This window comes from Shewanella schlegeliana (genome assembly GCF_016765635.1).
Taxonomy (GTDB): Bacteria; Pseudomonadota; Gammaproteobacteria; order Enterobacterales; family Shewanellaceae; genus Shewanella; species Shewanella schlegeliana.
Genome location: NZ_JAESVD010000003.1, coordinates 135,653 through 160,452, shown reverse-complemented (window position 1 = coordinate 160,452; position 24,800 = coordinate 135,653). Strand labels below are relative to the sequence as shown.

Annotated in this window: 22 protein-coding genes; 12 read left to right on the top strand and 10 right to left on the bottom strand. The window is 46.8% G+C overall.

Features of this window, described 5'->3' with window-relative positions:
• The first annotated feature begins 216 nt into the window (after nucleotides 1–216).
• The 5 genes from JMA39_RS06110 to JMA39_RS06090 all read left to right on the top strand — a co-directional run bounded on the left by JMA39_RS06110 (nucleotide 217) and on the right by JMA39_RS06090 (nucleotide 4,662).
• Nucleotides 217–921: a DUF4347 domain-containing protein gene (locus JMA39_RS06110; RefSeq protein ID WP_202720950.1), complete on the top strand. Its 705-nt coding sequence runs from the start codon at nucleotides 217–219 to the stop codon at nucleotides 919–921.
• A 154-nt stretch (nucleotides 922–1,075) separates the two neighbouring features.
• The gene (locus JMA39_RS06105; RefSeq protein ID WP_202720949.1) at nucleotides 1,076–1,471 is read left to right on the top strand and encodes a hypothetical protein; all 396 of its coding nucleotides are present in this window, start codon (nucleotides 1,076–1,078) and stop codon (nucleotides 1,469–1,471) included.
• Nucleotides 1,472–2,002: 531 nt separating this feature from the next.
• On the top strand, nucleotides 2,003–3,334 hold the full coding sequence (locus JMA39_RS06100) for a DUF4236 domain-containing protein (RefSeq protein WP_202720948.1): 1,332 nt from the start codon (nucleotides 2,003–2,005) through the stop codon (nucleotides 3,332–3,334).
• A 340-nt stretch (nucleotides 3,335–3,674) separates the two neighbouring features.
• Nucleotides 3,675–4,163 (top strand): hypothetical protein, encoded by a 489-nt coding sequence (locus tag JMA39_RS06095; RefSeq protein WP_202720947.1) that lies wholly within the window; start codon nucleotides 3,675–3,677, stop codon nucleotides 4,161–4,163.
• Nucleotides 4,150–4,662, top strand: a complete 513-nt coding sequence (locus tag JMA39_RS06090) for a DUF3592 domain-containing protein (RefSeq protein WP_244999890.1) — start codon at nucleotides 4,150–4,152, stop codon at nucleotides 4,660–4,662. Before JMA39_RS06095 ends, JMA39_RS06090 begins: the two co-directional genes overlap by 14 nt.
• 136 nt (nucleotides 4,663–4,798) lie before the next feature.
• On the opposite strand, the gene JMA39_RS06085 is transcribed toward JMA39_RS06090, so the two are convergent.
• Both JMA39_RS06085 and dsdC read right to left on the bottom strand, forming a co-directional pair.
• Nucleotides 4,799–5,068, bottom strand: coding sequence for a hypothetical protein (locus JMA39_RS06085; RefSeq protein WP_012278625.1), 270 nt, complete (start codon nucleotides 5,066–5,068; stop codon nucleotides 4,799–4,801).
• Nucleotides 5,069–5,178: 110 nt separating this feature from the next.
• Nucleotides 5,179–6,123, bottom strand: a complete 945-nt coding sequence (gene dsdC, locus JMA39_RS06080; protein ID WP_202720946.1) for a DNA-binding transcriptional regulator DsdC — start codon at nucleotides 6,121–6,123, stop codon at nucleotides 5,179–5,181.
• A gap of 231 nt (nucleotides 6,124–6,354) precedes the next feature.
• Between dsdC and dsdX the strand changes: the two genes are divergently transcribed.
• Nucleotides 6,355–7,692: a D-serine transporter DsdX gene (gene dsdX / locus JMA39_RS06075; RefSeq protein WP_202720945.1), complete on the top strand. Its 1,338-nt coding sequence runs from the start codon at nucleotides 6,355–6,357 to the stop codon at nucleotides 7,690–7,692.
• Nucleotides 7,693–7,737: 45 nt separating this feature from the next.
• Complete coding sequence (locus JMA39_RS06070) at nucleotides 7,738–9,060, top strand: D-serine ammonia-lyase (protein WP_202720944.1); 1,323 nt, start codon at nucleotides 7,738–7,740, stop codon at nucleotides 9,058–9,060.
• A gap of 132 nt (nucleotides 9,061–9,192) precedes the next feature.
• Here JMA39_RS06070 and JMA39_RS06065 read toward each other — a convergent pair whose 3' ends face one another.
• The 5 genes from JMA39_RS06065 to norR form a co-directional block, all read right to left on the bottom strand.
• Nucleotides 9,193–9,906: a hypothetical protein gene (locus tag JMA39_RS06065; RefSeq protein ID WP_202720943.1), complete on the bottom strand. Its 714-nt coding sequence runs from the start codon at nucleotides 9,904–9,906 to the stop codon at nucleotides 9,193–9,195.
• A 9-nt stretch (nucleotides 9,907–9,915) separates the two neighbouring features.
• A complete protein-coding gene (gene parM / locus JMA39_RS06060; protein WP_202720942.1) occupies nucleotides 9,916–10,929 on the bottom strand; it encodes a plasmid segregation protein ParM domain-containing protein in 1,014 nt (337 codons plus the stop codon).
• A gap of 145 nt (nucleotides 10,930–11,074) precedes the next feature.
• Nucleotides 11,075–12,616 carry an insulinase family protein gene (locus JMA39_RS06055; RefSeq protein WP_237732678.1) on the bottom strand — a complete coding sequence of 514 codons (1,542 nt, stop codon included), beginning with the start codon at nucleotides 12,614–12,616 and terminating at the stop codon, nucleotides 11,075–11,077.
• Nucleotides 12,616–14,052 (bottom strand): M16 family metallopeptidase, encoded by a 1,437-nt coding sequence (locus JMA39_RS06050; RefSeq protein ID WP_237732676.1) that lies wholly within the window; start codon nucleotides 14,050–14,052, stop codon nucleotides 12,616–12,618. Before JMA39_RS06050 ends, JMA39_RS06055 begins: the two co-directional genes overlap by 1 nt.
• A gap of 85 nt (nucleotides 14,053–14,137) precedes the next feature.
• Nucleotides 14,138–15,748, bottom strand: a complete 1,611-nt coding sequence (gene norR, locus JMA39_RS06045; RefSeq protein WP_202720941.1) for a nitric oxide reductase transcriptional regulator NorR — start codon at nucleotides 15,746–15,748, stop codon at nucleotides 14,138–14,140.
• A 488-nt stretch (nucleotides 15,749–16,236) separates the two neighbouring features.
• Here norR and JMA39_RS06040 point away from each other — a divergent pair, with 488 nt between their 5' ends.
• A complete protein-coding gene (locus JMA39_RS06040; protein WP_237732675.1) occupies nucleotides 16,237–16,683 on the top strand; it encodes a DUF6789 family protein in 447 nt (148 codons plus the stop codon).
• A 119-nt stretch (nucleotides 16,684–16,802) separates the two neighbouring features.
• Nucleotides 16,803–17,330, top strand: a complete 528-nt coding sequence (locus tag JMA39_RS06035) for an RNA polymerase sigma factor (protein ID WP_202720939.1) — start codon at nucleotides 16,803–16,805, stop codon at nucleotides 17,328–17,330.
• Nucleotides 17,331–17,758: 428 nt separating this feature from the next.
• Here the strand turns inward: JMA39_RS06035 and JMA39_RS06030 are convergent, their stop codons facing one another.
• Nucleotides 17,759–18,685: an LpxL/LpxP family Kdo(2)-lipid IV(A) lauroyl/palmitoleoyl acyltransferase gene (locus JMA39_RS06030; protein ID WP_202720938.1), complete on the bottom strand. Its 927-nt coding sequence runs from the start codon at nucleotides 18,683–18,685 to the stop codon at nucleotides 17,759–17,761.
• 100 nt (nucleotides 18,686–18,785) lie between these two features.
• Between JMA39_RS06030 and hldE the strand changes: the two genes are divergently transcribed.
• The 3 genes from hldE to JMA39_RS06015 all read left to right on the top strand — a co-directional run bounded on the left by hldE (nucleotide 18,786) and on the right by JMA39_RS06015 (nucleotide 21,812).
• The gene (gene hldE, locus JMA39_RS06025; RefSeq protein WP_202720937.1) at nucleotides 18,786–20,216 is read left to right on the top strand and encodes a bifunctional D-glycero-beta-D-manno-heptose-7-phosphate kinase/D-glycero-beta-D-manno-heptose 1-phosphate adenylyltransferase HldE; all 1,431 of its coding nucleotides are present in this window, start codon (nucleotides 18,786–18,788) and stop codon (nucleotides 20,214–20,216) included.
• A gap of 82 nt (nucleotides 20,217–20,298) precedes the next feature.
• Nucleotides 20,299–21,174 (top strand): hypothetical protein, encoded by an 876-nt coding sequence (locus tag JMA39_RS06020; RefSeq protein WP_237732673.1) that lies wholly within the window; start codon nucleotides 20,299–20,301, stop codon nucleotides 21,172–21,174.
• A 164-nt stretch (nucleotides 21,175–21,338) separates the two neighbouring features.
• The gene (locus JMA39_RS06015) at nucleotides 21,339–21,812 is read left to right on the top strand and encodes a TetR family transcriptional regulator (RefSeq protein ID WP_202720935.1); all 474 of its coding nucleotides are present in this window, start codon (nucleotides 21,339–21,341) and stop codon (nucleotides 21,810–21,812) included.
• 55 nt (nucleotides 21,813–21,867) lie between these two features.
• Here the strand turns inward: JMA39_RS06015 and JMA39_RS06010 are convergent, their stop codons facing one another.
• Both JMA39_RS06010 and JMA39_RS06005 read right to left on the bottom strand, forming a co-directional pair.
• Nucleotides 21,868–23,256 (bottom strand): MipA/OmpV family protein, encoded by a 1,389-nt coding sequence (locus JMA39_RS06010; RefSeq protein ID WP_202720934.1) that lies wholly within the window; start codon nucleotides 23,254–23,256, stop codon nucleotides 21,868–21,870.
• Between the two features lie 160 nt (nucleotides 23,257–23,416).
• A complete protein-coding gene (locus tag JMA39_RS06005; protein WP_202720933.1) occupies nucleotides 23,417–24,799 on the bottom strand; it encodes an NAD(P)(+) transhydrogenase (Re/Si-specific) subunit beta in 1,383 nt (460 codons plus the stop codon).
• Nucleotide 24,800 lies beyond the last annotated feature (1 nt).

The following is a 24,800-nucleotide window of genomic DNA, read 5'->3' as shown; positions in this document are numbered from 1 at the left end:
CTCTCATCTCCAACATTAAATGTGGCGGATATGAGAGGTTTTTTTGTTAGTTATACTGCAAAAGCGCAAGCATAATGCGTTGCACAATAAGAGTATCGCTGAGTAATACATAGTAAAGAGCGGTACGTGTTTGCTAAATTATTGAGCTTAATAGGTAAAGCCAATTTGGTTTGTTATATGCAACAGTGAGCTTGTTCTCTTTTTAAGGAGCTCACCATGAACGTTCTCAAACATGTAAGCCGTTACAGCACCTTTAACGATAGCCTTACGGCGATGAAGATCTTTAAGGGGACCCCTTTTTCTCAGTGGTTTTTAACGAGGGGAAGCAGTAATAGAAAGCCTAAGTATAGAAGAACCCATGAGTTCCCATTTTATTGGCTGTTATTACTGTGTGTGCTGCTATTGATTAATAGTGTCATTGCGGCAGCAAAAGAGAGCGCTCCAACCAAGCTAAATGGCGCTTTTGCCTTTGCTGAGCAAAGCATCAGCCTGATCATTGTCGATCGCAGGCTCGAGCAAGTTGAGCGCATACTCTCAGGAGTGAGAGGAGAGCTACATCTGCTAATTCTGGAAGAGGATATTGAGCCCTTTGAGCAGATAAATCAGGCGCTATACGATGAGCCACTCTATTCGAATGTGACCATAGTGGCTAAGGCCTCAAGCTCAGCAATCTACTTGGGCGGTCGCTGGATAGATAAAAATTATCTGCTGGAACATCAATCCAGTCTCAATCTTTTTGGTGAGCAATTTAGTGATGACAGCGAGCTAACTCTCTATACAACCAACCTAATCACCACTCATTATGGCCAAGAGTTTATCGGCGTATTGGCAAGTTTAACCCAGCTCAATGTCGATATTGTCCATATTAAAGGGGCACAAGAGGAACCGCTATGGGTCAATCGCACTCAGTTTAGTTTTTAAGACGAGCTCCTCTGGTGTGCGGCTAAGTTGTAAGCGAGGATATGTTTTGTATCAAACTTTCGACAAAATCTGCTTTGATGATAGTGGTTTCCTGCTTACTATCTGCACTAGTGTATCCCGCTGTTGTAAAAGGGATTAATTAGAGGAATGTTTGATGACTTCTGTTAGTGGTGCTATAGGAAGTGCTGTAGGAAGCGCAATAACGGCTTCGGTCGCTAATACTCCTACCAAAGTTGCTAATGAAGCGGCTACGTCTGCAACGACTCAAGCGGCGTCTTTACCCAATGTGGGCGCGAGTACCAATGTGGCTATCTCTGCTGGTGCTCAGCAAAAGCTGGCCGATGAGCAGCTGGCTGTTAAAGCCGAAGGTTCTACGTCTAAGGTCGATGCCGCGCCGGAAGAAGAGGGCGATCTTGAATCGTTTGTCTTTGGTGCGCTAGGGCTAGATCATCCAGAAGAGATTGATGAGAACGGTGACCCATCGTATTCGGCAGGCCAATATGTCAAGGCGGCTGCCACGGTTGGTGGCATGATTGCGATGTTTATTTAGACTTCGTGTAAAAAACTGTTTTCTATCAGGCTTTGCCTGACCTTTAAGTTAGACTGCGTCTAACGATTAAAGTCGTGGGATTCCATCCCACACTAGAGTCAATCAAACTTCGTTTGATAAAAAGTCGCGGCGCTTCGCCCGCACCCGAGCCTAGGGGGAAAGCGCTTGTCCCCCTTAGCGAACCCTCAGCGCCCCAGACGAAGTTGTTGATCCTCACTCATTTTCGAAAATCGCTATCGCTTCAGAATCGCCATCCATGGCTCTACTAAAGCTACCTCGTCATCCATGACTCGCTCACGCGCCTAATGTTTACAAGAGTTCTTCAATGACCTCGGCAACTCCGATGAGGAACTGGTGTTTCCTGACGGTTCATAGAGACTAGTTAACTTAAGATTACAATACTAAAGTTTGAGTTATTTCTTTTTATGGGGTAAGTGATTTAAAACTTTAATTATTAGTTGCTTAGATAGTTTTGCAATTGCATTATCTAAGTAGGGAACAGTTATTTTAAGTGTATTAAGGTCTTGAAAAATGGGTATAAGATTTAATAAAAGGATCAAGATTGCGCCAGGTATAAAAGTAAATGTTGGTTTAGGAGGCGTCAGTACAACTTTTGGTGGTCGAGGAGCTTCTATAAATGTAGGTAAAAGAGGCGTAAAAGGCTCGGCAAGTATACCGGGTACAGGCATTTCGTACTCAAAAATCTTATCTTCATCTAGAACGCAAACTAGAGCTCTAAAGGAAGAACAGAGAAGGAAAAGGGAGAGTGAGAGAATACAGCGTTTAAGTAAAGTGACATTAGAATTAAATGAAGAAAATGGCACTGTAACTATTTTTGATTCCGATGGAGAAGAGTTAAAAGGTCGAGATAAGACTTTTATTTTTGATTCTCAGTCAGGAATTATTCAGGGGTGGTTGCAAGATGAGGTTGATAAGATAAATGGCGATATTGAATTACTTCAAGACATTTTTCTTGATTCACCAAATATCGATATACATCCAGAATATCAAATACAAGAATATGATGTACCAAAACCAGTCAAATTAGCTAAAGAGGTTCCTCCTGCTGAACCAGTTAAGGAACATATTCCAAATTTAGGCTTTTTTGCAAGACTCTTTCAGAATAAAAGAGACATGCATGCTCTGCGACTAACTGATGCTGAAAACAATCATAAGCTTGATCTTAGTAAATGGTCTTTGTTATGTAAGAGCATAGATTTTGAATATGACAAGTATTTATCTAAGTTTAAAGATGAGGTTTCTGATTGGAAAGTGGCTAAAGAGTTACATGAACAAGCGGAGGTGTTTAGGAAAGACTCGTTTCGATTAGAATTACTCTCAAATAACGAGCTAATGGATGAAATTCTGGCAAGCACGATAGAGCTGATGGAATGGCCAAGAGAAACGATAGTTGATTTTCAAATTACAAATGATGGACACGCTATCTGGTTAGATGTGGATTTACCTGAAATTGAGGATCTCCCACAAAAAGTAGCAACCATTGCTGCTAATGGTAAAAAACTAAATATTAAGAATAAAGTTAAAAAGCAACTGCAGCTGGAGTATGCACAGCATATTCATGGGATTGGATTAAGGCTTGCTTGTTTTGCCCTTTCGTCTTTACCTAAAGCACAAATGGTTGTTATTTCTGGTTACTCTCAGCGACTAAATTCAGGTACTGGGAAGTTGAACGAAGATTATCTTTATAGCACTAAGTTCACTCGAGATGGTTTGCGAGAGCTAAATTTTGACAAATTGAAGAATGTTGATCCTGTGAAAAGTCACGATCTTTTTGAAGTAAAAAGGAAAATGACAGCAACGGGTATTTTTAAAGCTATAGAGCCTTTTAATTTGCGTATTTGATGTAAATAGAAAATTAGGAGAATTAGAGGCTGAGTGGGGTCAGAGTCTGACGAATCCCCACAAAGAAATGTAGAAGAAATGTAGGGTCGAGAAATGTAGGGTCAGAGTAAACTATTCTGATCTCATTTTTTTGAACCTTAAATCAATCGCTAATTGGCGCGAATGAACTTACATAAAATCCAGTAATGATACCCATTGTTAATGGCATGTTTTTGGTCCCCCCTTGGATATCAAGGCCTAATACTCGAGATTAAAACCAAGATGTATTACAGCACTGCGGTCTAGAGTCGCTTTAGTCTTTTGCCGTGTTATCTAAAGTTGCTGTAAATAAGGATTTAAAATGGACTTATCAAGACTCTCCCAACTCACGCAGCTGCGCTACAGTTACTTTGCTGTGCCTGTGATTTATATTCTTTGCGTTCTTTGGTTGCCTGTGGCGACGCTATGGCTAGTCTTGCTTGGATGGGTTGGATTTAACTGGTATCGCGTCACTTGTCCCGTTTTTAAACAAGGTTATTGGGTTATCTTGCAATCATTCGGCTTACATATAGCACTTAATTTAGCGGCTTTTGCTTCCGCTTGGGGCGCCAACATATTTAATCGTGGTGGGCTTTTTTCTGGAGGTGGCGATGATTTTCTTTATCTGCTTATCTTGGGGTTAGTCGCTATAGCGTTAATGATTACTGCGATGATCTTGCCATCGATCAAACTCGTGAAAGGTTATCAAGTTTTGATGAATAGCTGTAAGGATTGCACTAAGGGCGGAAACGTCGATAGCAGTGCAAAAAGTAGCGCGGATATAGAAGGTAACAATAGTGAAGCGATTTAAGTTGTCGCAGGTTTCAATGTTAATGTGGTTTATGTTTATCATGTTCTCTTTTGCTGTGGGTCTGGCAACGTATGTTGTGCATCAGTTTCATGCCTCTTTTAATTGGCCTACGGCTAAAGGGGTGGTGGTGAATTGTTGGAGCATTGAGCGCTACCATGAAAGAAGCAGTGCCGACTCTCATTATGAGGTTGCTATCGAGTATTTCTATGCTGTTGACGGCAAAATCTACCACAAGAGTAATAAGACCGACATCACTGGTGCCATCCCGGGTTATTCTTGGGAGGAGGCCGAAGCCTTGGTGGCAGAGTTTCCTAGTGGCAAGAAGATCCAAGTGCACTACAACCCCAGCAACCCAGATACAGCTGTTATTAAGCCAACAATGCATCTGTTTATGATTGTCGCTTTGGTGGTGTTCTTCTTGATATTAATCCCCGTCCTTTATCTGATGTATCTGCAGATGACCTCAGACCGTGACAGCTTTATTGTTCGCAATGTGTGAACATTAATTCAGCTTGATGCACCGAGATTTCGGTCATAGAAAGCCCAAACTGCATAGCAACGTTCGCACCACTTAACATGCGAGATAAGATGGTGCTAAAGCGATTAAAAATAAGGCTGATATTAAGCAGCTTATATCAGTCTTCCATCCAGTCTAGATTTGGCATGGCATCTAAGTGCTGGTTGTAACGCTTTTCGTTGAACGAGGCGTTATTTAGCATCACATCACTCACTTCAATCGCTAGCGCGCAGGCCATCCATTGAATCGCTTCTTCACGAGGTGTGCCTGTCATCACCAAACGCATTAAAGTCTCTTTGACCTTTTTAGGCTCGCCATCGGCGATTTGATTTTCGACTGTTTCAATTAAGGTTTCTTCAGTCATGTAACTGTCTTGCTGGTTGTCCATTTTTATGACTCTGTAATGTAATTAGCGCCATTATGCCGCAAGCTTGCTGTGAGCAATAGATTTGCCATCGAAATATTCGAGCCTTGCTAGCAATAGCGAGAAGATCAGCGTTACTGGGAAGCCAAATTAGCTTGTTGTTTTAGCCAGTCCACAAACAACTTTGCCTTGGGGTTTAAGTCTTTATCGTGTGAAGCAACATAATAAGTCTGTTCGCATGCTACTTGCTGCCCAGCAAAGGGAGCGATCAGTTCGCCTCGATTGATGCGTTTACTTACGAGCTGTCCTCGCCCCATGGCGATACCTGCATGGTTCATGGCGGCGATAACGGCTAAGTCTGAACGGTCAAAACCGATTGAACGATTATCTTCAATACTGAGGTCCTGTTTATCGGCCCAGTACTTCCATTCATCACAATCTGAATCATATTCCCAGGCTTGGTTGTCGTGTAGCAGGGTGCAGCGGCTTAAGTGCTCTGGCTTGCCGATAAGGTCATGTTCGGCGGCGTACTCGGGGCTGCAGACAGGCATAATGGTTTCGTTCATTAAATGCTGGCAAAACAGCTTGCTGCGTGGGCGATTGTCGTAGTAGATCGCCAAGTCGATATGAAAGCTGTTGAAGTTAACGTTTTCGTTGCCAGTCAAAATATTGATTGAAATCGCCGGATACTGGCGGCTGAAATCGGCAATCTTAGGCACTAGCCAACACTGGGCGATGGAGGGGCGAGAGTAGACGGTTAGCTTACCCGACACCTCTTGGTTTTTAATCTCGAACACTTCCTGATTCAAGCTTTTTAAGCTGTCTTTCAACTTTGAAAACAGCCGTTTGCCATCTTCTGTTAGCTCGATTCTGCGATGAAAGCGACTAAACAACTTAAAGCCTAATTCATTCTCCAGCGCGGTAATTCTATGGCTCACGGCTGAGGGGCTGACGCATAGTTCCTCGGCGGCGAGGGAAAAGGATTGGTGACGTGCCACCACTTCGAAGGTATGCAGTTTTGCCAGCTGATAGCTACTGAGTAATCGGCTTCTACTAAACACATCTTGTTGGGAATACATGACTAACTTCTCAAATTCTGATGCGAGCATTTTACCCTAAGACGCGTTTTAGCGCCGATTACATCAACACAGTTGAAGCTTTGATCATGTAAAAACCACTTTTGTGACGCCTGAACGCTGGTTGCCACAATCTGGCTCAAGCGAACTGTAATTTATATCTTTTGTCAGCATTTCATTGATTGGCTTTAATAGCGCCACTTTTTAACTTCTTTCAACTAATAGAGAAATACAATGGAATCACAGCTCTGGATTATCGGTACGCTACTAAGCAGTATCTTGTTGATCGTCATCAGCATCGTTAAGTTCAAGTTGCACCCGTTCCTAGCACTCTTGTTAGCCAGCTTCTTTGTTGGTGGCATGATGGGCATGGCGCCACTTGAAATGATCAAGGCGATGGAGTCTGGCATTGGTGGCACATTAGGCTTCTTGGCCATCGTTATCGGTCTGGGCACCATCTTAGGTAAGATGATGGAGATCTCAGGTGCTGCCGAGCGAATAGGCATCACCTTGCTAAAGTCTCGCTACCTAAGCCCTGACGTCATCATGGTGCTGGTCGGCCTTATCTGTGGTATCACCCTGTTTGTTGAAGTGGGCGTGGTGCTGCTTATTCCATTGGCATTCTCTATTGCACGTAAAACCAATACCTCGCTACTGAAGCTGGCCATTCCGCTATGTACCGCCTTGATGGCCGTGCACTGCATCGTGCCGCCGCACCCAGCTGCGCTGTTTGTCACTAACGCGCTAGGCGCAGATGTTGGCTCGGTGATTATTTGGGGTCTGTTAATCGGCCTTGTGGCTTCGTTAATTGGCGGCCCACTGTTCCTTAAGCTGTTTGGCGACAAACTGCCACACTTATGCGTACCTGCTGAATTTAGTGAAGTATCGACTCGCAAAGAGAGCGAGCTACCGTCACTGGGCACCACTTTGTTCACCATCCTTTTGCCAATCATTTTAATGTTGGTCAAGACGGTGGCCGAGCTGTACATGGAGCCGGGAAGCGCGCTTTACACCACCCTTGAATTTATCGGTAACCCTATCACCGCGATGTTTATCGCAGCCTTTGTGGCGTATTACCTGTTAGGTCTACGCAACAAGATGACCATGGGTACCCTGCTAACAAAAACTGAAGACTGCTTCGCTTCAATCGCCAATATCTTGCTGATTATCGGCGCGGGCGGCGCATTTAACGGCGTACTGAGTGGTAGCGGTATGGGTGACAGCTTGGCACAAATTCTGGCTAATCTTGATATGCATCCAGTGCTGCTAGCTTGGTTAGTTGCCATCATCTTGCACGCAGCGGTTGGCTCGGCAACGGTGGCTATGATGGGGGCAACCGCGATTGTGTCGCCGTTATTAGTGCTTTACCCAGACTTAAACCCAGTTATCGTGACCTTGGCTATCGGCTCTGGTGCTATCGGCTGCACTATCGTTACCGACTCATTGTTCTGGCTGGTTAAGCAGTACACTGGCGCCACAATGAAACAAACATTTATGTATTACACCACAGCAACCTTTATCGCCTCACTTGTGGCACTGGCTGCGACCTTTGCACTGTCTTATGTAATTTAAATCAAAAGTCTTATGTTATTTAATCCTAAAAGGGGAACTGAAACCATGAACACCAAGCAACTGATAAACGACTTCCCTTTGCTGACTAAGCTTATCGAGCTAGAAGAAGTCAGCTGGTTTGAAACCAAGGCGACTAACTTAGCCGAAGCGCTGCCTTTTGTTGGCTTAGACAGCACTGATGTGGCCGATGCCAGTGCCCGTTTGCAACGCTTTGCGCCATACCTAGCGCTAGCCTTTCCTGAAACGGCTGCGTCTAACGGCATTATCGAGTCTGAAGTGGTGGCGATCCCTCAGATGAAGCAGGAACTAGAAGCCAAGTACGGCCAAAAGGTTGCCGGTAAACTGATGCTGAAAAAAGACAGCCATCTACCAATTTCTGGCTCTATCAAGGCGCGCGGTGGTATTTATGAAGTGCTGACCCATGCCGAGAAGCTGGCGATTGCCGCAGGTAAATTGAAAGAGTCTGACGACTACCAAATGCTGTTCACCGATGAGATGCGTAACTTCTTTAGTGGTTACAGTATCGCGGTAGGCTCAACGGGTAACTTAGGTATGTCTATCGGCATCATGAGCGCTAAGCTTGGCTTTAACGTTAGCGTACATATGTCTGCCGATGCTCGTCAGTGGAAGAAAGATAAGTTACGTAGCCACGGTGTGAATGTATTTGAATATGAACAGGATTATGGCGTTGCTGTTGAGCAGGGGCGTAAAGCGGCTGAATCCGATGCTAACTGCTTCTTCATCGATGATGAGAATTCGCGAACTTTATTCTTAGGTTACTCGGTTGCTGGCGAGCGCTTGAAGGCACAGTTTGACGCAGCTGACATCAAGGTTGATAGCGAGCATCCGCTGTTTGTTTACCTACCATGTGGTGTGGGCGGCGGCCCAGGTGGTGTGGCGTTTGGTCTTAAGTTAGCCTTTGGCGATAACGTACATTGCTTCTTCGCCGAGCCGACACATTCTCCTTGTATGCTACTTGGTGTACATACGGGTCTGCATGACGAAATTGCCGTACAGGACTTAGGTATCGATAACGTAACGGCTGCCGATGGTTTAGCGGTAGGGCGTGCATCAGGTTTTGTGGGCCGCGCCATGGAGCGCATGCTTGATGGATACTACACATTAAGCGATCAGCATATGTATGACTTACTCGGCTTATTAGCTAAGAGTGAGGGTATTGAGCTTGAGCCATCGGCACTAGCGGGTATGCCGGGCGCACTGAGAGTGAGCGCTGATACTGACTATCAGGCGCGTATGGGGCTAACACCTGAGATGATGAGCAATGCGACCCACGTGGTGTGGGCAACAGGCGGCGGAATGGTGCCAGCGGTTGAGATGGCGAAGTACCTAGCGCAATCGGCTAGCTAATATTAAAAGCTAACTGATTTTTTATCGCAAGCTAAATTAGAACAGTGGCAGAGCTGAGACTGTGAATATTCAGTCTCAGCTCTGCTTTTTTGTTTCTAATGCTTAGTCTTGAAAGCTTTAAAGATTAAAGGCCTACCACAGGCCTTTAGATTTGACTCGGCTGGCGCGTTCGAGCTGGGTTTCGATACTCGGGCTGTCGGCTAGCGCCTGCGTTGTTGGAATGGCTGAGCCTGAGACTTGCTCTCGCAGGGCGTTAATCTGACTCATTAACTTATCTTGGCCGCGCTTTAGCTGACTAAAGTGATCACTCAAGTCTGAGCCCGTTCCTGCCGAAACCTGTGTTGCGGCTATGTCTGACAAGGTGGTTAACATCTGCTGTTGCCCCTGCTGTAACAGGCTGAGTTGCTGCTGCAGTTGCTCAAGGGCTAGCTCGTTAATGGCTGTTGCAGGGGCATTTATTACCGCCGTTTCAACAGGGGGGGCGGCCAAGTTGGCGCTTTCGAGTAGCGATGTTAGCTTCTGCCACTGGGGCTCAGTAAGAGCACGGCTGTTAGCGTTTTCTAGCGGTAGGCCTACGGCGCGCACTTGAGATGCTAAGGTTTTGCAGTTCACCTTATCTTGCTGCAGCATCTGCACCAGCATAGAGGGTAACTGCGGTGCTAGCTCATGCAGGAACAGCCCCGAAAGATACAGATTGCGATGAAATCGATTGCGGCGTACCAGTGCTGTATCGGCTTCGTCCTCGCGCTCTTTTTCCACTTGTTGCCACTGCCTAAGGCTGGTGATGGCATAGCTGTGAGAGTCGTAGAGCTCAGGCTCTAGGCTAACATTGAATCGAATGCGCATAGCTTCCTCTTATGCTGCGTCGCTTGGTTCTGCCGCGTGGTAGCAGCAGATCTCACGTGACAGGGCTTCTTGCGGATCCTTGACCATGACAATCTTATCGTTCAGCGAAGGGTAAGCCTCGCGAATAGCGTTTTCAATCAACATAGCGCCGCCACCGACTAAGTAGATGCGATTTGGGTTACGAGTGAAGGTTTTGGCTTCGTAGGCTACCGCCGCGCCAAGCTCGGCAATCTTATCTTCGATACGCTCTAGCACCCAATCGACTTTGCTGATGTCATTGATCACCTCTTCAACAAACTCGCGGTTATGGCGGCGTTTAATTAGCTCGTTAGCCACCAAGTAGCTGGCGTCACTGTCGGCCGCGGCTAGGGCTTTGCGTGCTGCATTGGTTACCATAGATACGCCAATCTCCGCATTACCATACACGGCGGAGATATCGTCAAACTCGCCAACGATTACGCCCATATCAAGCGTGGTACCGCCGCAATCGATAACTAGAGACTTGGCAAACTCATTGACGCCTGAATCCATCAATGTAGTGAGCACTGCGGGTAGGCTCTCGGGTAGCACTTCAACATCGACGATGGTAAATAGCTCGCCCTTGTTAAGACTGATTTCTCGCATTAGGTTGGCTTTCTTACGAGCGATATTGTCTTCGTTCTTCTGGCAGTCGTCAGCCTTGTAATATTCGGTGATAGGTAGGGTCACTAAGATACTGACTGGGCAGGGTTTTACACCAGTCTGTAGCAGCGCATGGTGTACAGAAAGCAGGTTTAAGTCATCGTACTGAAAGGCAACATGGGTCGTCGAAAGTGCCTTGTCAGATGTCGCATCGTAGGTATATTTTGTCGATGCGATTTGATAATTGAACACCTTGCGGTCGCTAAGTAAGGCTGCGCTTTTCCAGTCTTTACGGAACGAGTTTGGCGAGGTCACGCTGCGCACTTGACCGTCCTCAAGCCAGCTAATCTTAACGTTGGTTGAGCCATCATCGATGGCGAATTTCATGATGCTTGAATGCATGAGTGTTCCTATAAATAAACCCAATTTTGCAAGTTAATGCGACCCTGATGGGCGACAACTGAAATCTTTATTGAATTTATTTTCTAGGTTGAGGACTCGCTAACAAAAATCAAGCGGATCAGCTTAAGGGGGAAGCGTGGCGCGTCTAGTTTGCCACAGCTTCAACTATGTTCCATTCAGGCAACTTGTCTTTTATATCGACGCTTATCTTGTCGGCGTCGCCTCGAATGACGATATAGGGTGTGCTGTTAAATACCAAGCTGGCTATCTGCTGCAACTGCTGTGGCGTAAGCGCGGCGAGTCTATCTGCGGCTTGCTGTTCCTGCTCAGGTGTATCGCCGCGGATCAGCGCCTTGATAGTATCTACTTCCACGGCGCGAAAGTTAGCTTGGCGCAGCATCTTTTGGCTGGTGAGGTAAGTGGTTAAGGCGTCCACTTCCAAAGTCGATGCGGGCGCTTGTGTCGCTAATGTCAGGTGATCCAATACGCCACTGATAAAGGCGCCTGTGTGCTCAAGCTTAGTGCTGCCATAAAACTTCAGTGTGCGTGACAGTGGGTTATCGAAGCAGCGACCATAAATGCCGTAGGTTAAGCCGCGCACTTCGCGTAAGTCATAGTACAAACGCCCAGAGAAACTGCGTCCCAGCCAACTGGCGAGCAGCTTACAATCTTGAATACTGTCGATATTTTTGTTGTTCGCATCCAGTGGATAGCCGATACGTACTTGTGTTTGCACGCTACCCGGTGCATCGATGATAAACAGTGTCTTACTATCATTGCTTAGGGGGATGGCAGGGTTGTTCACTGTGCTATTGCTTAAGTTGGGCTTAGTGTTAGCTTCGCTATTGATGACAGATGGGGTTGATGGCGTGCTAGCCATGTTTGACTCAAATTGTTGACTCAGCGCCGAGATAAACACCTTGTCTTGTTCAAGGCTAGAATTGATTAAAAGCGCCCAATTAGATTGGGCTAAAATTTGTTTTTTAACTTGGTTCAGTTTGTCTAAATCGAGTTCATCTGCAAGGGCTTTGTCGTTGAGCGCTTGGTTATAAACATGCTGCTCGCCGAGAATTTTTTTGGCCCACACATCATCAATTTCAGCGCCGCTGTAGGCGTTGATATGTTTAGCTAACTTGAGTTGGCGGCGCACATTAGCGATATCGATTTCGTCAAAACTGCCGACTTGCCAAAACTGCATCAACAGCTCACTGGCAAGGGCGGGGGAGTCTGGGCAGTCGATACTAATCGTCAAGCTGTGCATACTTGGGCGAATGCGTAGGCTCTCGGCGCAGGCCAAGCTTGATTGCTGCGCTAACCAGCGACTTTTTTCTGCAAACGCAGCCACTATGACATCAAGGTTTACCATCGGGGCTTGGCTGTAAGCCACTAAAGACAGGTGATTAAGCGTTGAAAGTGTATCATTGAGAGGGTAGAGCTTGAGCTTAGGGGTTACTAGGGTAAAGCTCTGTGGCGGACTCTGGCTTATCTCTAACGCGGGGAGTTGCGGGGCGCCTTGTAATTTATCGAATACAGGCAGGCTCGGCTCAGCGATAGGGGTAAATTCAATATGAGTCTGCTGACAACCAACTACGCTCAGCAGTAAGCCTATCGTAAGTGTTAATGAACCTAGTTTCAGCAGTGGAGTCATCTGTAAGCTTGTGAACCGTAGTAAGGTTAAATTCTCCATCACATCACGCTCTCTTCAAGGCTATCGCTCATCTCTTTCGGTAACAACTCTAAAATCGATTTGGTGGCGCGAATATACCAAGGTGGCAGCAGATCCAGACGTACGGTATTGCCGTTAAAGTACCTTTGGCTGATGGCTTGTAGCTCTTTAGCGCTAACCGCATCGATACGTTGCCATGGCCCTGTGAGGGGATGGAGTCTATCTTGCGGCAGAGTTGCCGAAAGGTTTCTTGCTAGCAGTGACGGCGAGTCTAGAGCGGATAACGCCTTGTTGAGCCAGATCTGCTTTAACTGGCAAAGCTGCTGATCATCTATGGGCTGCGCGGCAACAGAGGCTATCAGCGACTGGACATTGTCACTGAGCCTATCGAGGGAGGTACGGGCGCGGGGCACCAATACTAAGTTGGTCATGCCGTGGTGGGTCATGGTTAAGGGAATCGAGTAACTCAGCAGTTGGTCGGGATCCTTAAGGCTAGTGCCCTGAATTAAACTGCTCTTGTTTTGAAATAGGTAGGCTTCCAGTAGCGCAAGCCCCGCTGTATCGGCTGAATTTGTGCCAGCGGTATGCCAGGCAAATAGCACTGCTGGCCAAGGGCCGCGTTCATCGATGATTTCGCCATGCACAGGTTTAGGAAGTATCTTAAGGTCGCTCAGTTGGGGCCGTTCGATTTCGGGTGCCTGCCAGTCGCCAAATTGCGCGTCTATCCAAGATTGTGTCTGAGGCGGAATATCGCCCACTAAGCTTAACTGCATGGCATCGGGGCGATAAAAACGTTGATGAAAGGCATTTAAACTCTCGGGTGTCGCAGCTTTGACATCTTCTATGCTGCCGATAACCGCATGGCCATAGGGCGTACCTTCAACTTGTGACAGTAAAAACGCCATCGCTTTGCGTACATAGGGCTGGTTATCTATGCTGGTGGCCATCTCTTCAAGTACGGCTCCTTGTTGATTTTTCACCGTGGTGTCATTCAAGCTTGGGTAGCGAAAGCGGTCGGCCTCTAGCCATAGACTCAACTCGAGTGCCTGAGAGGGAATAGTCAGGTAATAGTTGGTGAAATCGAAAAAGGTACTGGCATTAAACTGGCCACTTAAGGCGCTCATGGTCTGGGTATAGCTGTCGCCGGGGGCATGCTCACTGCCTTTAAATAGCATGTGTTCAAACAGATGGGCATAACCCGTTTTCCCCTCAGCCTCATTGCGTGAGCCCACATCAAACTGGCTGGCTATAGAGACTGCCTGGGTATTTTTAAGGGGCAAGGTGCGCACTTGCAGGCCATTATCAAGCTGGCGATATTGAATTTGCTGCTCTGCATCATAGAGCGGTTGGGCAAGCGTGTTTAACACACAGCTATTTGGTTGAAGATTGTCTTGTGCGTTTGCCGAGAAAGAGGCTGCGTATATCACTGTCAGGCAGCTTATTATTAATCGCTTCAATTTGGTCTCAATTCCTTTGCTAACCAACAAGTTAATTTATATCAGTTGAATCTACAGTTTTCTATAGTCGCTAGCCCCTATCTACTCACTTCAGTCCTATGCGTTTGGCAAGACGGTGCAGGTTACCGGAATCCACATCCAGTGCTCTTGCGGTTGCTGCCCAGTTATTGCCATTCGTCGCTAATGCTTGGCGGATATATTGCGCCTGAAATGACTCGGTGGCTTGCTTTAAGTTTTGACCCAAAGCGACAGGGTTAGTACCTAGCGGGTTAGGAGATGTTTTGCCTGTTGTGGTTAGCTGCCCGTGAGATGCATGTGCTAAGCGCTTGTCTTGTGAGGCCTGACCGTGAAAGTCCTTCTCCTGAAAATCCTTCCCCTGAAAATCAAAGTGTTGGGGGGTGATTATCGCGGTATCGGACTGAGCTTGGGCGCGGGCCAATACCGCCGCGCGGCGCAGCACATGTTCGAGCTCACGAACGTTGCCCGGCCAATCATAATTATTTAATAGGCTAATACTGTCAGGACTCAAGCTTAGGCTCTTTAAACCTAACTTTTCTCGACTGCGTTCAACAAAGAAACCGCTTAATAAAATCACATCACCCTCACGCTCTTTTAGCGGTGGCACAACGATGGGAAACACGCTCAAGCGGTGGTATAAGTCGGCCCTAAAACGCCCAGCCAATACCTCTTGTTTGAGATCTTTATTGGTGGCAGCAATAATGCGTACATCCACTTTTAGGCTTTTGTCTGAGCCGACTTTCTGCAAGTCGCCATATTGTAATACTCGTAGTAATTTAGATTGCAGCGACAAAGGTAACTCACCAATTTCATCTAAAAATAGCGTGCCCTTGTCGGCTATTTCAAATTTGCCACTGCGATGGCTGATAGCACCGGTAAAGGCCCCTTTTACATGACCAAATAGCTCACTTTCGGCGACGGATTCTGGCAGCGCGGCGCAGTTAAGATAAACCAGCGGTTTGTTTGCGCGAAGAGAGTGCAGATGGATAGATTTAGCAACCAGCTCTTTACCGGTTCCGGTATCGCCTAAAATTAAAACGTTAAGATCGGTACTGGCCACCACGCTCAGCTCATTTTGCATCGTCTGCATAGCGGAGGACTGGCCAATAACCTCAACTTCACTGTCGCTGCTATGATTAAACGATGACGGCTCTTGCGACTGCACAGCCTGTTTTTCTAACTTCTCGATTAGCAGCGCGTTATTTAAAGATGCTGAGGCGATAGCGCTTAAGGTGCGCAGCTCTTTATCGCTAAAGCTGTTGAACTGTTCGGGGTCGAAACCATCGATAGTGACCGCGCCGATAAGCGCGCCGTTGGCAACTAAAGGCAGGCCAATACAAGCATGCACCATCAAGTGATCTTCTTGATGGGGGATTAAGCCATCGTAAGGGTCGGGCAGTTCGCTGTCGGCAGGAAAGCGCACCACGTCACCGGCGCGAGCAATGGCTTCAAGGCGAGGATGCTCAGATAGAATAAAGCGTCTGCCGAGCACATCGGGGCTTAAGCCATCGATAGCTAGCGGGGTGAATTGTTTACCACTAAATTGCAGCAATGCCGCTGCGTCACAGTGTAAGGTTTGGCGTATGGTATCTAGTAGACGAGAAAAGCGATCATGGTCGGACAGGCCTGAAGTGATATCCAGTGCGATACGAGTCAGATCGCTTTGATTAAGGGCCATGGTGCTTCTCCATTGAGGGATGTTTCTGAATAAATAACCTAAGCTTGCTTTACATTAGCCTGCTAGCCAGTGTCTTTTTAACAGTATTGAGGTCTGTGCTGTTGATGTCAATTATACAGCTTTAACTAGAGTTGAAAGACTGTCTAACAATTGCTGGCAATCAAACTCCGCTTGATAAAGGTCGTGGCGCTTCGCCCTCTTCTTTTGTGAAGAGTCGAGCCAATGGGGAAATGGTGTTTTCCGTTAGTTTAGAGAGGGGAGGTCCTGTGTTTATCTATCTTAGAAATTTAATCTGATATTGGTTTTATATTACTCATTGAAAGTATTGTGTTTAATTTTCCTCTCGTTTCTTGAATCCATTCTAAAACTAATTATTTGAAGTTTATTTTTAATCTTGCGAACCGTTTTCGTGCTTCAGCGCCTCTTAATAAATATGTCGTGGTGTTGGAGCAATGCCACATTCTAAAAATAAACAGGGTTATAAAAGTATGAATAAATATATTAGTTCAATGATCGCAGGATTTGTCGCCACAGTGGTATTGTCACTTTTGATGCTTATGAAGCAAGCAATGGGGTTAATGCCTGAGTTAAACCCAATCATGATGCTCAGTAATATGGCGCATATGAAAATGGGGCTGCCAGAGTCTATGGTGGTTGGCTGGATGGCTCATTTTATGATTGGCACCTTTGTCTGGGGGCTTACATTTTCGTTACTGTTTAAAGTATTACCAGGTAGTTGTGCCATTAGTAAAGGCGTCGCATTTTCAGTATTGGCGTGGTTTCTTATGATGATTCTGCCAATGCCTATGTCAGGTGCTGGCCTATTTGGAGTTAATTTGGGAATGATGGCACCAGTAATGGCACTAGGAATGCACTTAGTCTGGGGTGTGGTGCTGGGATATGTATATGGACGTTTAGTCAGTAAAGAGTCGTAAGCGCTATTAAACTAAAATCAGTAATATCAGGCAGTGATAATACTCGAATTGTAATGTAACACTGATAAATAACATCATATCTAGTTAATACAATGGTATAGCCATCAACAGGGTAAATTATGAGCACAGCTGCTAACAACCGAAGTGATTTAATTATGGCCGCACAAACAGGAGACACCAAGGCTCTAACTAGTTTGTTAGCCGTTTGTCAGCCAGACGCTCGTCGATATGCCTATAAGCATTGCCATGCAAGTGATGTTGACGATGCGGTTCAAGAATCATTGTTAATTATCACGCGTAAAGTTGGCGGTCTTAAAGCCGCCGCAGCTTTTTCCTCTTGGTTATTTACCGTGATAAAACATGAATGTCGAAAACTCTCATCTAGAATGTTCAAACATGAACCTTTACCTGATGAAGTCGCTGAAGAGTTATTGTTATATCGCTCTGACCATGAGTTAAGAGTTGAACTTATAAAGGCATTTGAATCATTGCCAATTCATTACCTTGAAGTGGTATTGCTCAGAGATTTTGAGGAGTTAACAATTACTGAAATGGCATCACGATTAAATGAGCCGACGGGGGCCGTCAAAAGTCGCTTGCATCGCGCACGTGAGTTAGTCCGTGAATATATGATTGCACCAGACTAAATAGCCTAGCTTGTTCGCAATAAGAGGAGATAAGGATAACATTTGTCCATAAGACTCAGGCTGTCCAGCTATTCCTATCTGTTAGAAAAGGATTATCTCTTTAGCCATAACCAAAAGCTGAAAGGATATATTTGGCTTACAGAAAATATTCTTTCCCATCGAAGTTGCCGAGATTATTGAAGAGCTCTTGTAAATAGAAAGTCGTGAGCGAGGCAGGGATGCCGAGGTTGCCTTAGGTGAGCCATGGTCTTTTTCGTGCATCCATGCACTTAAAGAGGTTCTGACTTCATAACAATCAGATGGCGATTCAGAGGCGATAGTGATTTTTGAAATAAATGAGGATCAACAACTTCGTCACGGCGCAGCTTGATACCTTTAGCCTTGCTAGAACCTAGAACCTAGAACCTGCTAACACTCAGTACTAGAACCTATTTATACAACGAAGCATCACCCTTATTAGGCCTTGTCTTAAACCGTCTATGTAACCACATATACTGCGATTTATTGCGGCTAATAATCTCTTCGATGATCTTATTGCCCCGCTTGGCATCTTCAATCTCATTCTCGCCAGGGAAGTTATCCAGCGGTGGTTGGATCTCGATATTGTAGCCAGTGTCATCACTATTACGTTCGACGAAGAAAGGTAATACCTTGGCTTTACCTAGTCTGGCGAGAGTCGTGGCGCCAGTGATAGTGGCGGCTTCGGGGACATTGAAGAAGGGGATGAAGATGGCGCTTGAGCGGCCGAAATCTTGGTCGGCGGTATACCAGATCACACTGGGTTCGCGTAGGCTGCGTACCATCTGGCGTAGGTCGCGCTTTGGCACTAAGGCCTTGTTTGAACGTAGGCGGCCTTTAACCTGTAGATATTCCATTAATGGGTTGTTGTGGGGGCGGTAGACACCAACACCGGGTTGAAACTGGCCGAAAATTCTAGCGCCCATCTCTAGGGGTAAGCAGTGCACCGCAAACAGGATCACCCCTTGGCCACTCTCTAATGTCTGTTCTACATATTCTTGGCCTTTGATGGTCATATGCTGCTGAATTTTTTCATCAGACCACCACCAGGCGTTTGCGGTATCGAAGATAGCTTTACCAGTTTGCTCGAAGTTTTGTATGAGCAGATGCTGCATCTCAGTTTCAGACATTTCGGGAAAACACAGCTCAAGATTACGCTTTGCTGTCTTGACTCGTTTGCTTACTAACTTCATGGCAAGACGGCCAAGTGCGGCACCCATTTTCATTTGAATTCGCAGTGGTAACAGCTGCGTTAAGCGCATAAAGCCCACGCCTAACCACAATAGCCAGTACTTGGGATGATAAAGGTGAGATGAAAATTGTGCTTTTTCGACCACGTAATACTCGAATCCATTGAAAAATTACTCATTATTCTAACTCAAAAGCGATTAGAATTAGGTACAATCAGTATTAAATTTTGTGAAAGATATAGGCGCTATGAAGATTTCTCTGCCAGCATTTGAAAAAGCCAAGGTTCTCGTTGTCGGTGACGTGATGTTAGATCGCTATTGGGCGGGGCCTACAGCGCGGATCTCGCCAGAAGCGCCTGTACCTGTGGTTAAGGTTGAACAGCTCGAAGACAGACCCGGCGGCGCGGCCAACGTGGCGATCAATATCGCGACCTTAGGCGGTAGCGCAAGCCTTGCGGGTATTGTCGGCGTTGATGAAACCGCAGACGCATTAACCCTAGGCGTACAAACCCAAGGCGTCGAGCCTAACTGGCACAAGGTTGCAGATAAGCCGACCATCACTAAGCTTCGTGTGATGTCCCGTAACCAGCAACTGCTGCGTTTAGACTTTGAAGAAAACTACTCTCAAGCAGAGAGTGATGCCCTGTTAGCGCAGACCCTGTCTGAGCTAGATAAGGTCGATGTGGCTGTGTTATCAGATTATGCCAAGGGCGCGCTTATCTCACCACAAAGCTTTATTGAAGCGGCTAACGCTAAAGGCGTGAAGGTGCTGGTGGACCCTAAAGGCAGCGACTTTGCAAAGTATCGCGGCGCTTACCTACTAACGCCCAATATGAGCGAGTTTGAAGTGGTCGTGGGCAAGGTGGAGTCGGAGGCCGATTTGGTGGCTAAAGCCCAAGCTTTGCTTGAGGCTTATGACTTTACTGCTATGTTGGTGACTCGCTCAGAAAAGGGCATGACGCTAATCACTAAAGACCAGCCTGAACTGCATATTCCGACCGTTGCCCGTGAGGTTTACGATGTGACTGGCGCCGGTGACACGGTGATCTCTGCCTTAGCAACGGCAATTGCGGCAGGTAGTGAATTACCTCAGGCCTGTGCGATTGCCAATACGGCGGCGGGTATCGTGGTGGCTAAGTTGGGCACCTCGACTGTCACGCGCATCGAGCTTATTGAGGCCTTATCGCTAAGTCATGGTGAATCAGGCTTTGGCGCAGTGAGTGAAGATCAGCTAGTGTACGCCCTAGAGCAAGCAAGGCTGCGCGGTGAGCGTGTCGTAATGACTAATGGCTGTTTCGATATCTTACATGCGGGTCATGTGAGCTACCTGCAGCAGGCTAGAGCCTTGGGCGATAGGCTGATTGTGGCAGTAAACAGCGACGCCTCGGTTAAACGTCTTAAAGGTGAAGGTCGTCCGGTGAATCCTGAAGACAGACGTATGGCGGTATTGGCAGGTCTTGCCTCGGTGGATTGGGTTGTGCCATTTACTGAAGATACACCGCAGCGCATTATCGCGCGCCTACTGCCTGACTTACTGGTTAAAGGCGGCGATTATAAAGTCGAAGATATCGCTGGTGGCGCTGAGGTAATGGCCGCGGGTGGTCTGGTTAAGGTGCTGGGTTTTGAAGATGGCATCTCTACCACGGCGATTATTCAAAACATCATGGCTAACCAGTAGCCATTGATGATTAGTCGCTAGTTACTGACTATAACCCACAATGATAAGCTCGCTCGCCGCGACTGCTACCTTGGCAACATATATGACAGGGGTAAGCATCACGGCGATAAACATGACAAGTGGCTTATGGACCGATATTGGTCCTAAACAAGCCCTTGTCTGCGAGCTACATCAGCTTGAAAGGTGTATCTCGCAACTTCCGCCATCGGCCCGTAATCAACTTTCCACTGGGCTAAACAAATTTAAGCAGTTGTTAGGCCAGCGAGGCGCTATGGTATTGCCGTTGCGTCATGGTCAAATAGCAGGTCTAGTCGTCACTGACTTTCAGCAGTTGCCAAGCCAGCAGACCATCAACTGGGGCGTTGGCCACTTCTCTTTGCCGTTAAAGCTACAGTCACAATTAACTTACTGGCATGAACTCGGTCATCTGTATGCCATCGATGCGTTAAGCGGTCAGGGGCAAACGATTACCAGCCCTTATCAGCACGAGTGGCTGGCGGATCTGTATTTAGTTTGGCGTATTGCACGTGAGACTCAAAGCTTAGAGCTAGCTTGGCAGCAGTACCATAGGCGTAATTTAGCCGTGATGGCGGATAGTGAGTTTATGTCCCATTGGTCGGTACCTATTTTAGCTCAAGCCTTAAAGCTTTACTCTGTGGAGCAGCTAAATCAATTTGCCCGCTTCGATCAGTTCTGGGCGGATATCTCGCCAAAATTACGTCCGCACGATACAGACACCCTCAACGAGTTTTCCAGCCTTATTCAGCGTACATTCGGCGCTGGCACGGTGCAGCCATTGCCTGGCTATATGTATTGGCGCAAGCCTGCATTGGGGCGCTATCTTGAGCCGACCTTGGTTGAGGTGATGGGGCAGAGCGCTGCATTGCAGTGGCTGAGCTCACAGCAGATGAGTACAGAGGAGCGAGACAGGGCGGAGAACATTGAAAGCCGCTATTAACACGCTATTAATTAAGACTAAATCAATTAATAATCAGCCTAGTTCCACTAGATTAAGAGGGAGTCGCGTTAGCTGAATGAGAGCTGAATAGAATGCATTGATTTAGGAATTCATGAAATGCTTTTGTTAGAGTAAGCCCATGTCTATTCCAATGAAGTAGAGTTATGGCGAAGCGTTCTAAAGTCCAAACCGAGCAAACGGTGCAGCAGATCCTTGATGAGGCGATGAAGCAGATCTTAGAGCTTGGCTATGATGCCATGTCTTATACGACACTATCTGAGGCCACGGGCATTAGCCGCACCGGGATCAGTCACCATTTCCCCTATAAGGTCGACTTTCTAACACAGCTAGATAGCCGTATCGCTAACCTGTTTATCGACCGTCTCGATTTCTCCTGTATCCAGTCCTTGCAAACTTCTTGGAAAGTATCTTTAAAGCAGCCACATTTTATCGCCATCATTCGGCTATATTTCTCTATCTGTGGCTCAAAGCAGGTGAACGTGAGTCGCTATAGAGCCATTACATTGGCGAGTGAGAGGGCGCTTAGTGAACTCGGCGAGCAAGGACGTTTACTCGTCAATGCTTTGGTGGGGCAGAGCGCCTTAGCCTTATGTAATCACCCCGCAGAGAGTCATTAAAAAAGCCTGTTATTTAGCGATAAATAACAGGCTTTTTGTTAGCTTGTCGTTGGTATTAGAAGTGCCACTGCAGGTAAACGGTCTGGTAGTTACTGCCGCCGCTAATGCGGCCAAAGGCGGAGCTAGACTCGAAGATCCCCGATCTATGGTGAATGCTGTAACCAAACCACATGTTGTCAAATTTCGCCGAGTTAAAAACATCCCCCACGTTAACGTCGAGTGAGAAGTCTAAGTAATTAAGTAGCTTAGAGGGCTTGTAGTCTTTTTGATCCAGTTCACTACCTTCGATATGAGTGACATTACTAACGTAAGACAGACCTTCTGCAACACCGAGTCTAAAGCGCGGTCCTAGCTCGAAGGTGTAAAACGCCTTCACCGCAATTACCGCCTCGGCAATATCCTCTTGCACCTCTGAATCATGGTGCCAAACTAAACCAGGTGTCAGGTACAGATCGATTGGGAAGTTAAACAGGCTATCGGTCAGCTGAGTACCATAAAATGCCGAGGTCATCTGGTTGTTGTAAGGGTCGGTCTTGGTCTGCCACTTTAAGATGGCATTTAGGTTTGACGGTGTCGCCCAGCCATGAGCAATACGTAGGAATTCACTGCCCTCTTTACGCTTAGTTGCTGCAGCTTGTGCCGAGTATTTTTTGGTATTGGGCTCGGGATAGAATCCGAAGCCGAGGAAGGACTCATATTGAAAGCGGTTATTTATGGTTGGCAAATTGTAGACGTCATCTTCGAGACGGCCTACGCCAAACTGCCCCAGTAGATACAAGTTACTGAACACGTGGTAGCGCGCTTTGACGCCTGTATTAAAGTCCACGCCGCCACCGATTTCGTACTGCTCTAAGCCATAGTAATAATTGTTAAAGTCGGCGCTTTTCCACTGAAATTCTGCATAAGGCTTGATCCTCCAGTCCCCAGACTCCCAAGTGTATTGAGTGCGGCTGTAACCGTAACTGCGTTTATTGGAGTCTGATAGAAAGGCTAAGTCAAAGTCCCACTCATCTTTTACGAAACGGTATTGCAGGCCAAAATCAAAAGCTTGTGACTGGGATTCGTTTTGCAACTCCTTGGGGATATCGACAAAACGAAAGCGGGTGTAGAGGTTGATTTGATGATTGTCGTTTTTCCAGATATGGCCTGCCGCTTCCATGCCATTAATGTAGAAATAGTCATTTTCAAAGTAGATTAAAGGCAGGGTGTCATAGACCTCATCTTCTTCGGTGGCGTAGGGAATATCGCCGCGGCGCATACCAATGCCTATGCCCCAGTTATCACTCCACTGGGCGGCTGGCTCTTCAATAACCTCTTCATTCAGCTGAACGGGAGGTGGAGGCATCTTGGTGTCGGACTCGCTACTGCCTGCGGCCTGTAGAGTTGAAAATGGAGCGAGCAAGAGTAGGCTAAGAGACAGTGGTGTAAGTATCTTGAGAGTCATATTGTTTTTCTTTTAGCGCGGGGTACTGGGATCTAGAGTACTGGTTTTTAACCATGAATTACATAGTTTTAACATGGATGGGTTAAATAGAGCTTAATACTCGTGTTGCGTAAAAAGAAAAGGCCGCATTAGCGACCTTTTCTATTTTTAGCATTTAAGCTTAATCGGCTTCTTTCAAGCTCTGGGTTAGCTCTACAATGGCTTTCTTACCGTCGCCAAACAACATCAATGAGTTATCCATGGCAAATAGAGGGTTAGGTAAGCCTGCAAAACCTGGGCTCAATGAACGCTTAACCACAACTACAGTTTTAGCCTTATCGACGTTTAGAATTGGCATGCCGTAGATTGGGCTGCCCTTATCTTCACGGGCCATTGGGTTGGTTACGTCATTAGCACCAATAACGATAGCCACATCTGTTTGCTCAAACTGTGGGTTGATCTCATCCATCTCAATCAGCTGCTCGTAAGGCACTTCTGCCTCGGCAAGCAAGACGTTCATGTGGCCTGGCATGCGACCTGCAACAGGGTGAATCGCATAGAGTACTTGAGTACCGCGAGCTTCCATTACAGAGGCGAGTTCACGTACTGCATGTTGCGCCTGTGCCATGGCTAAACCATAACCGGGCACAATCACAACGCGCTCAGCGGTTTCCAGTAGCATAGCTACTTCTTCAGGTGAAGATGAGGTCACTTTGCCTGCGTAGACTTCGTCGGCATCGACGGTCTCGCCGCCTTCAGCCATCACGCCAAATAGCACGTTAAACAGTGAACGGTTCATCGCCTTACACATGATCTGCGTCAGGATAATACCCGATGCACCTACAAGCGAACCCGATACAATCAGTACTGTATTGCCGGTGATAAAACCCGTTGTCGCCGCTGCAATACCCGAGTAGGAGTTAAGCAGGGCAATAACCACTGGCATATCGGCGCCGCCAATTGGTACAACCAATAACAGGCCTAACACCAAAGATACGGCGACTAAGGCGTAGATAAGGTTGATGTTGCTAGGATCCATCACAATCGCAACCGCAAGGCCAATTGCCGTGATCAACAGTAGTGCGTTAAGCAGCTTGTTTCCCGGTACCTTAATGGGGTTACCTGAGATAAGCTCCTGCAGTTTAGCGAAAGCGATAAACGAACCTGACAGAGTTACCGCACCAATGATGACAGTCGCTGTAATCGAAACCAGCGCAACCGTATGAGTTGCCGACTGTGGATCGATAAAGTTAGCCAGTGCGATAAACAGTGACGCGCCGCCACCGAAGCCGTTTAGCATGGCGACCATTTGTGGCATAGAAGTCACTTGGATCTTGGTTGCCATTACGGCACCAATTGTGCCACCGAGTAGCACACCGGCAATGATCCACTCATAGCTTAAAATGCTTTGATCGAGCAGGGTCACAACCACAGCAATAAACATACCTAGCGCGGACAGTTGGTTACCGCGAACGGCGGTACGGGGCCTAGTAAGCCCCTTGATCCCTAAGATAAATAAACTCGCAGCCACCAAGTAGGCGAGGTAAATAATCGTCGTACTCATA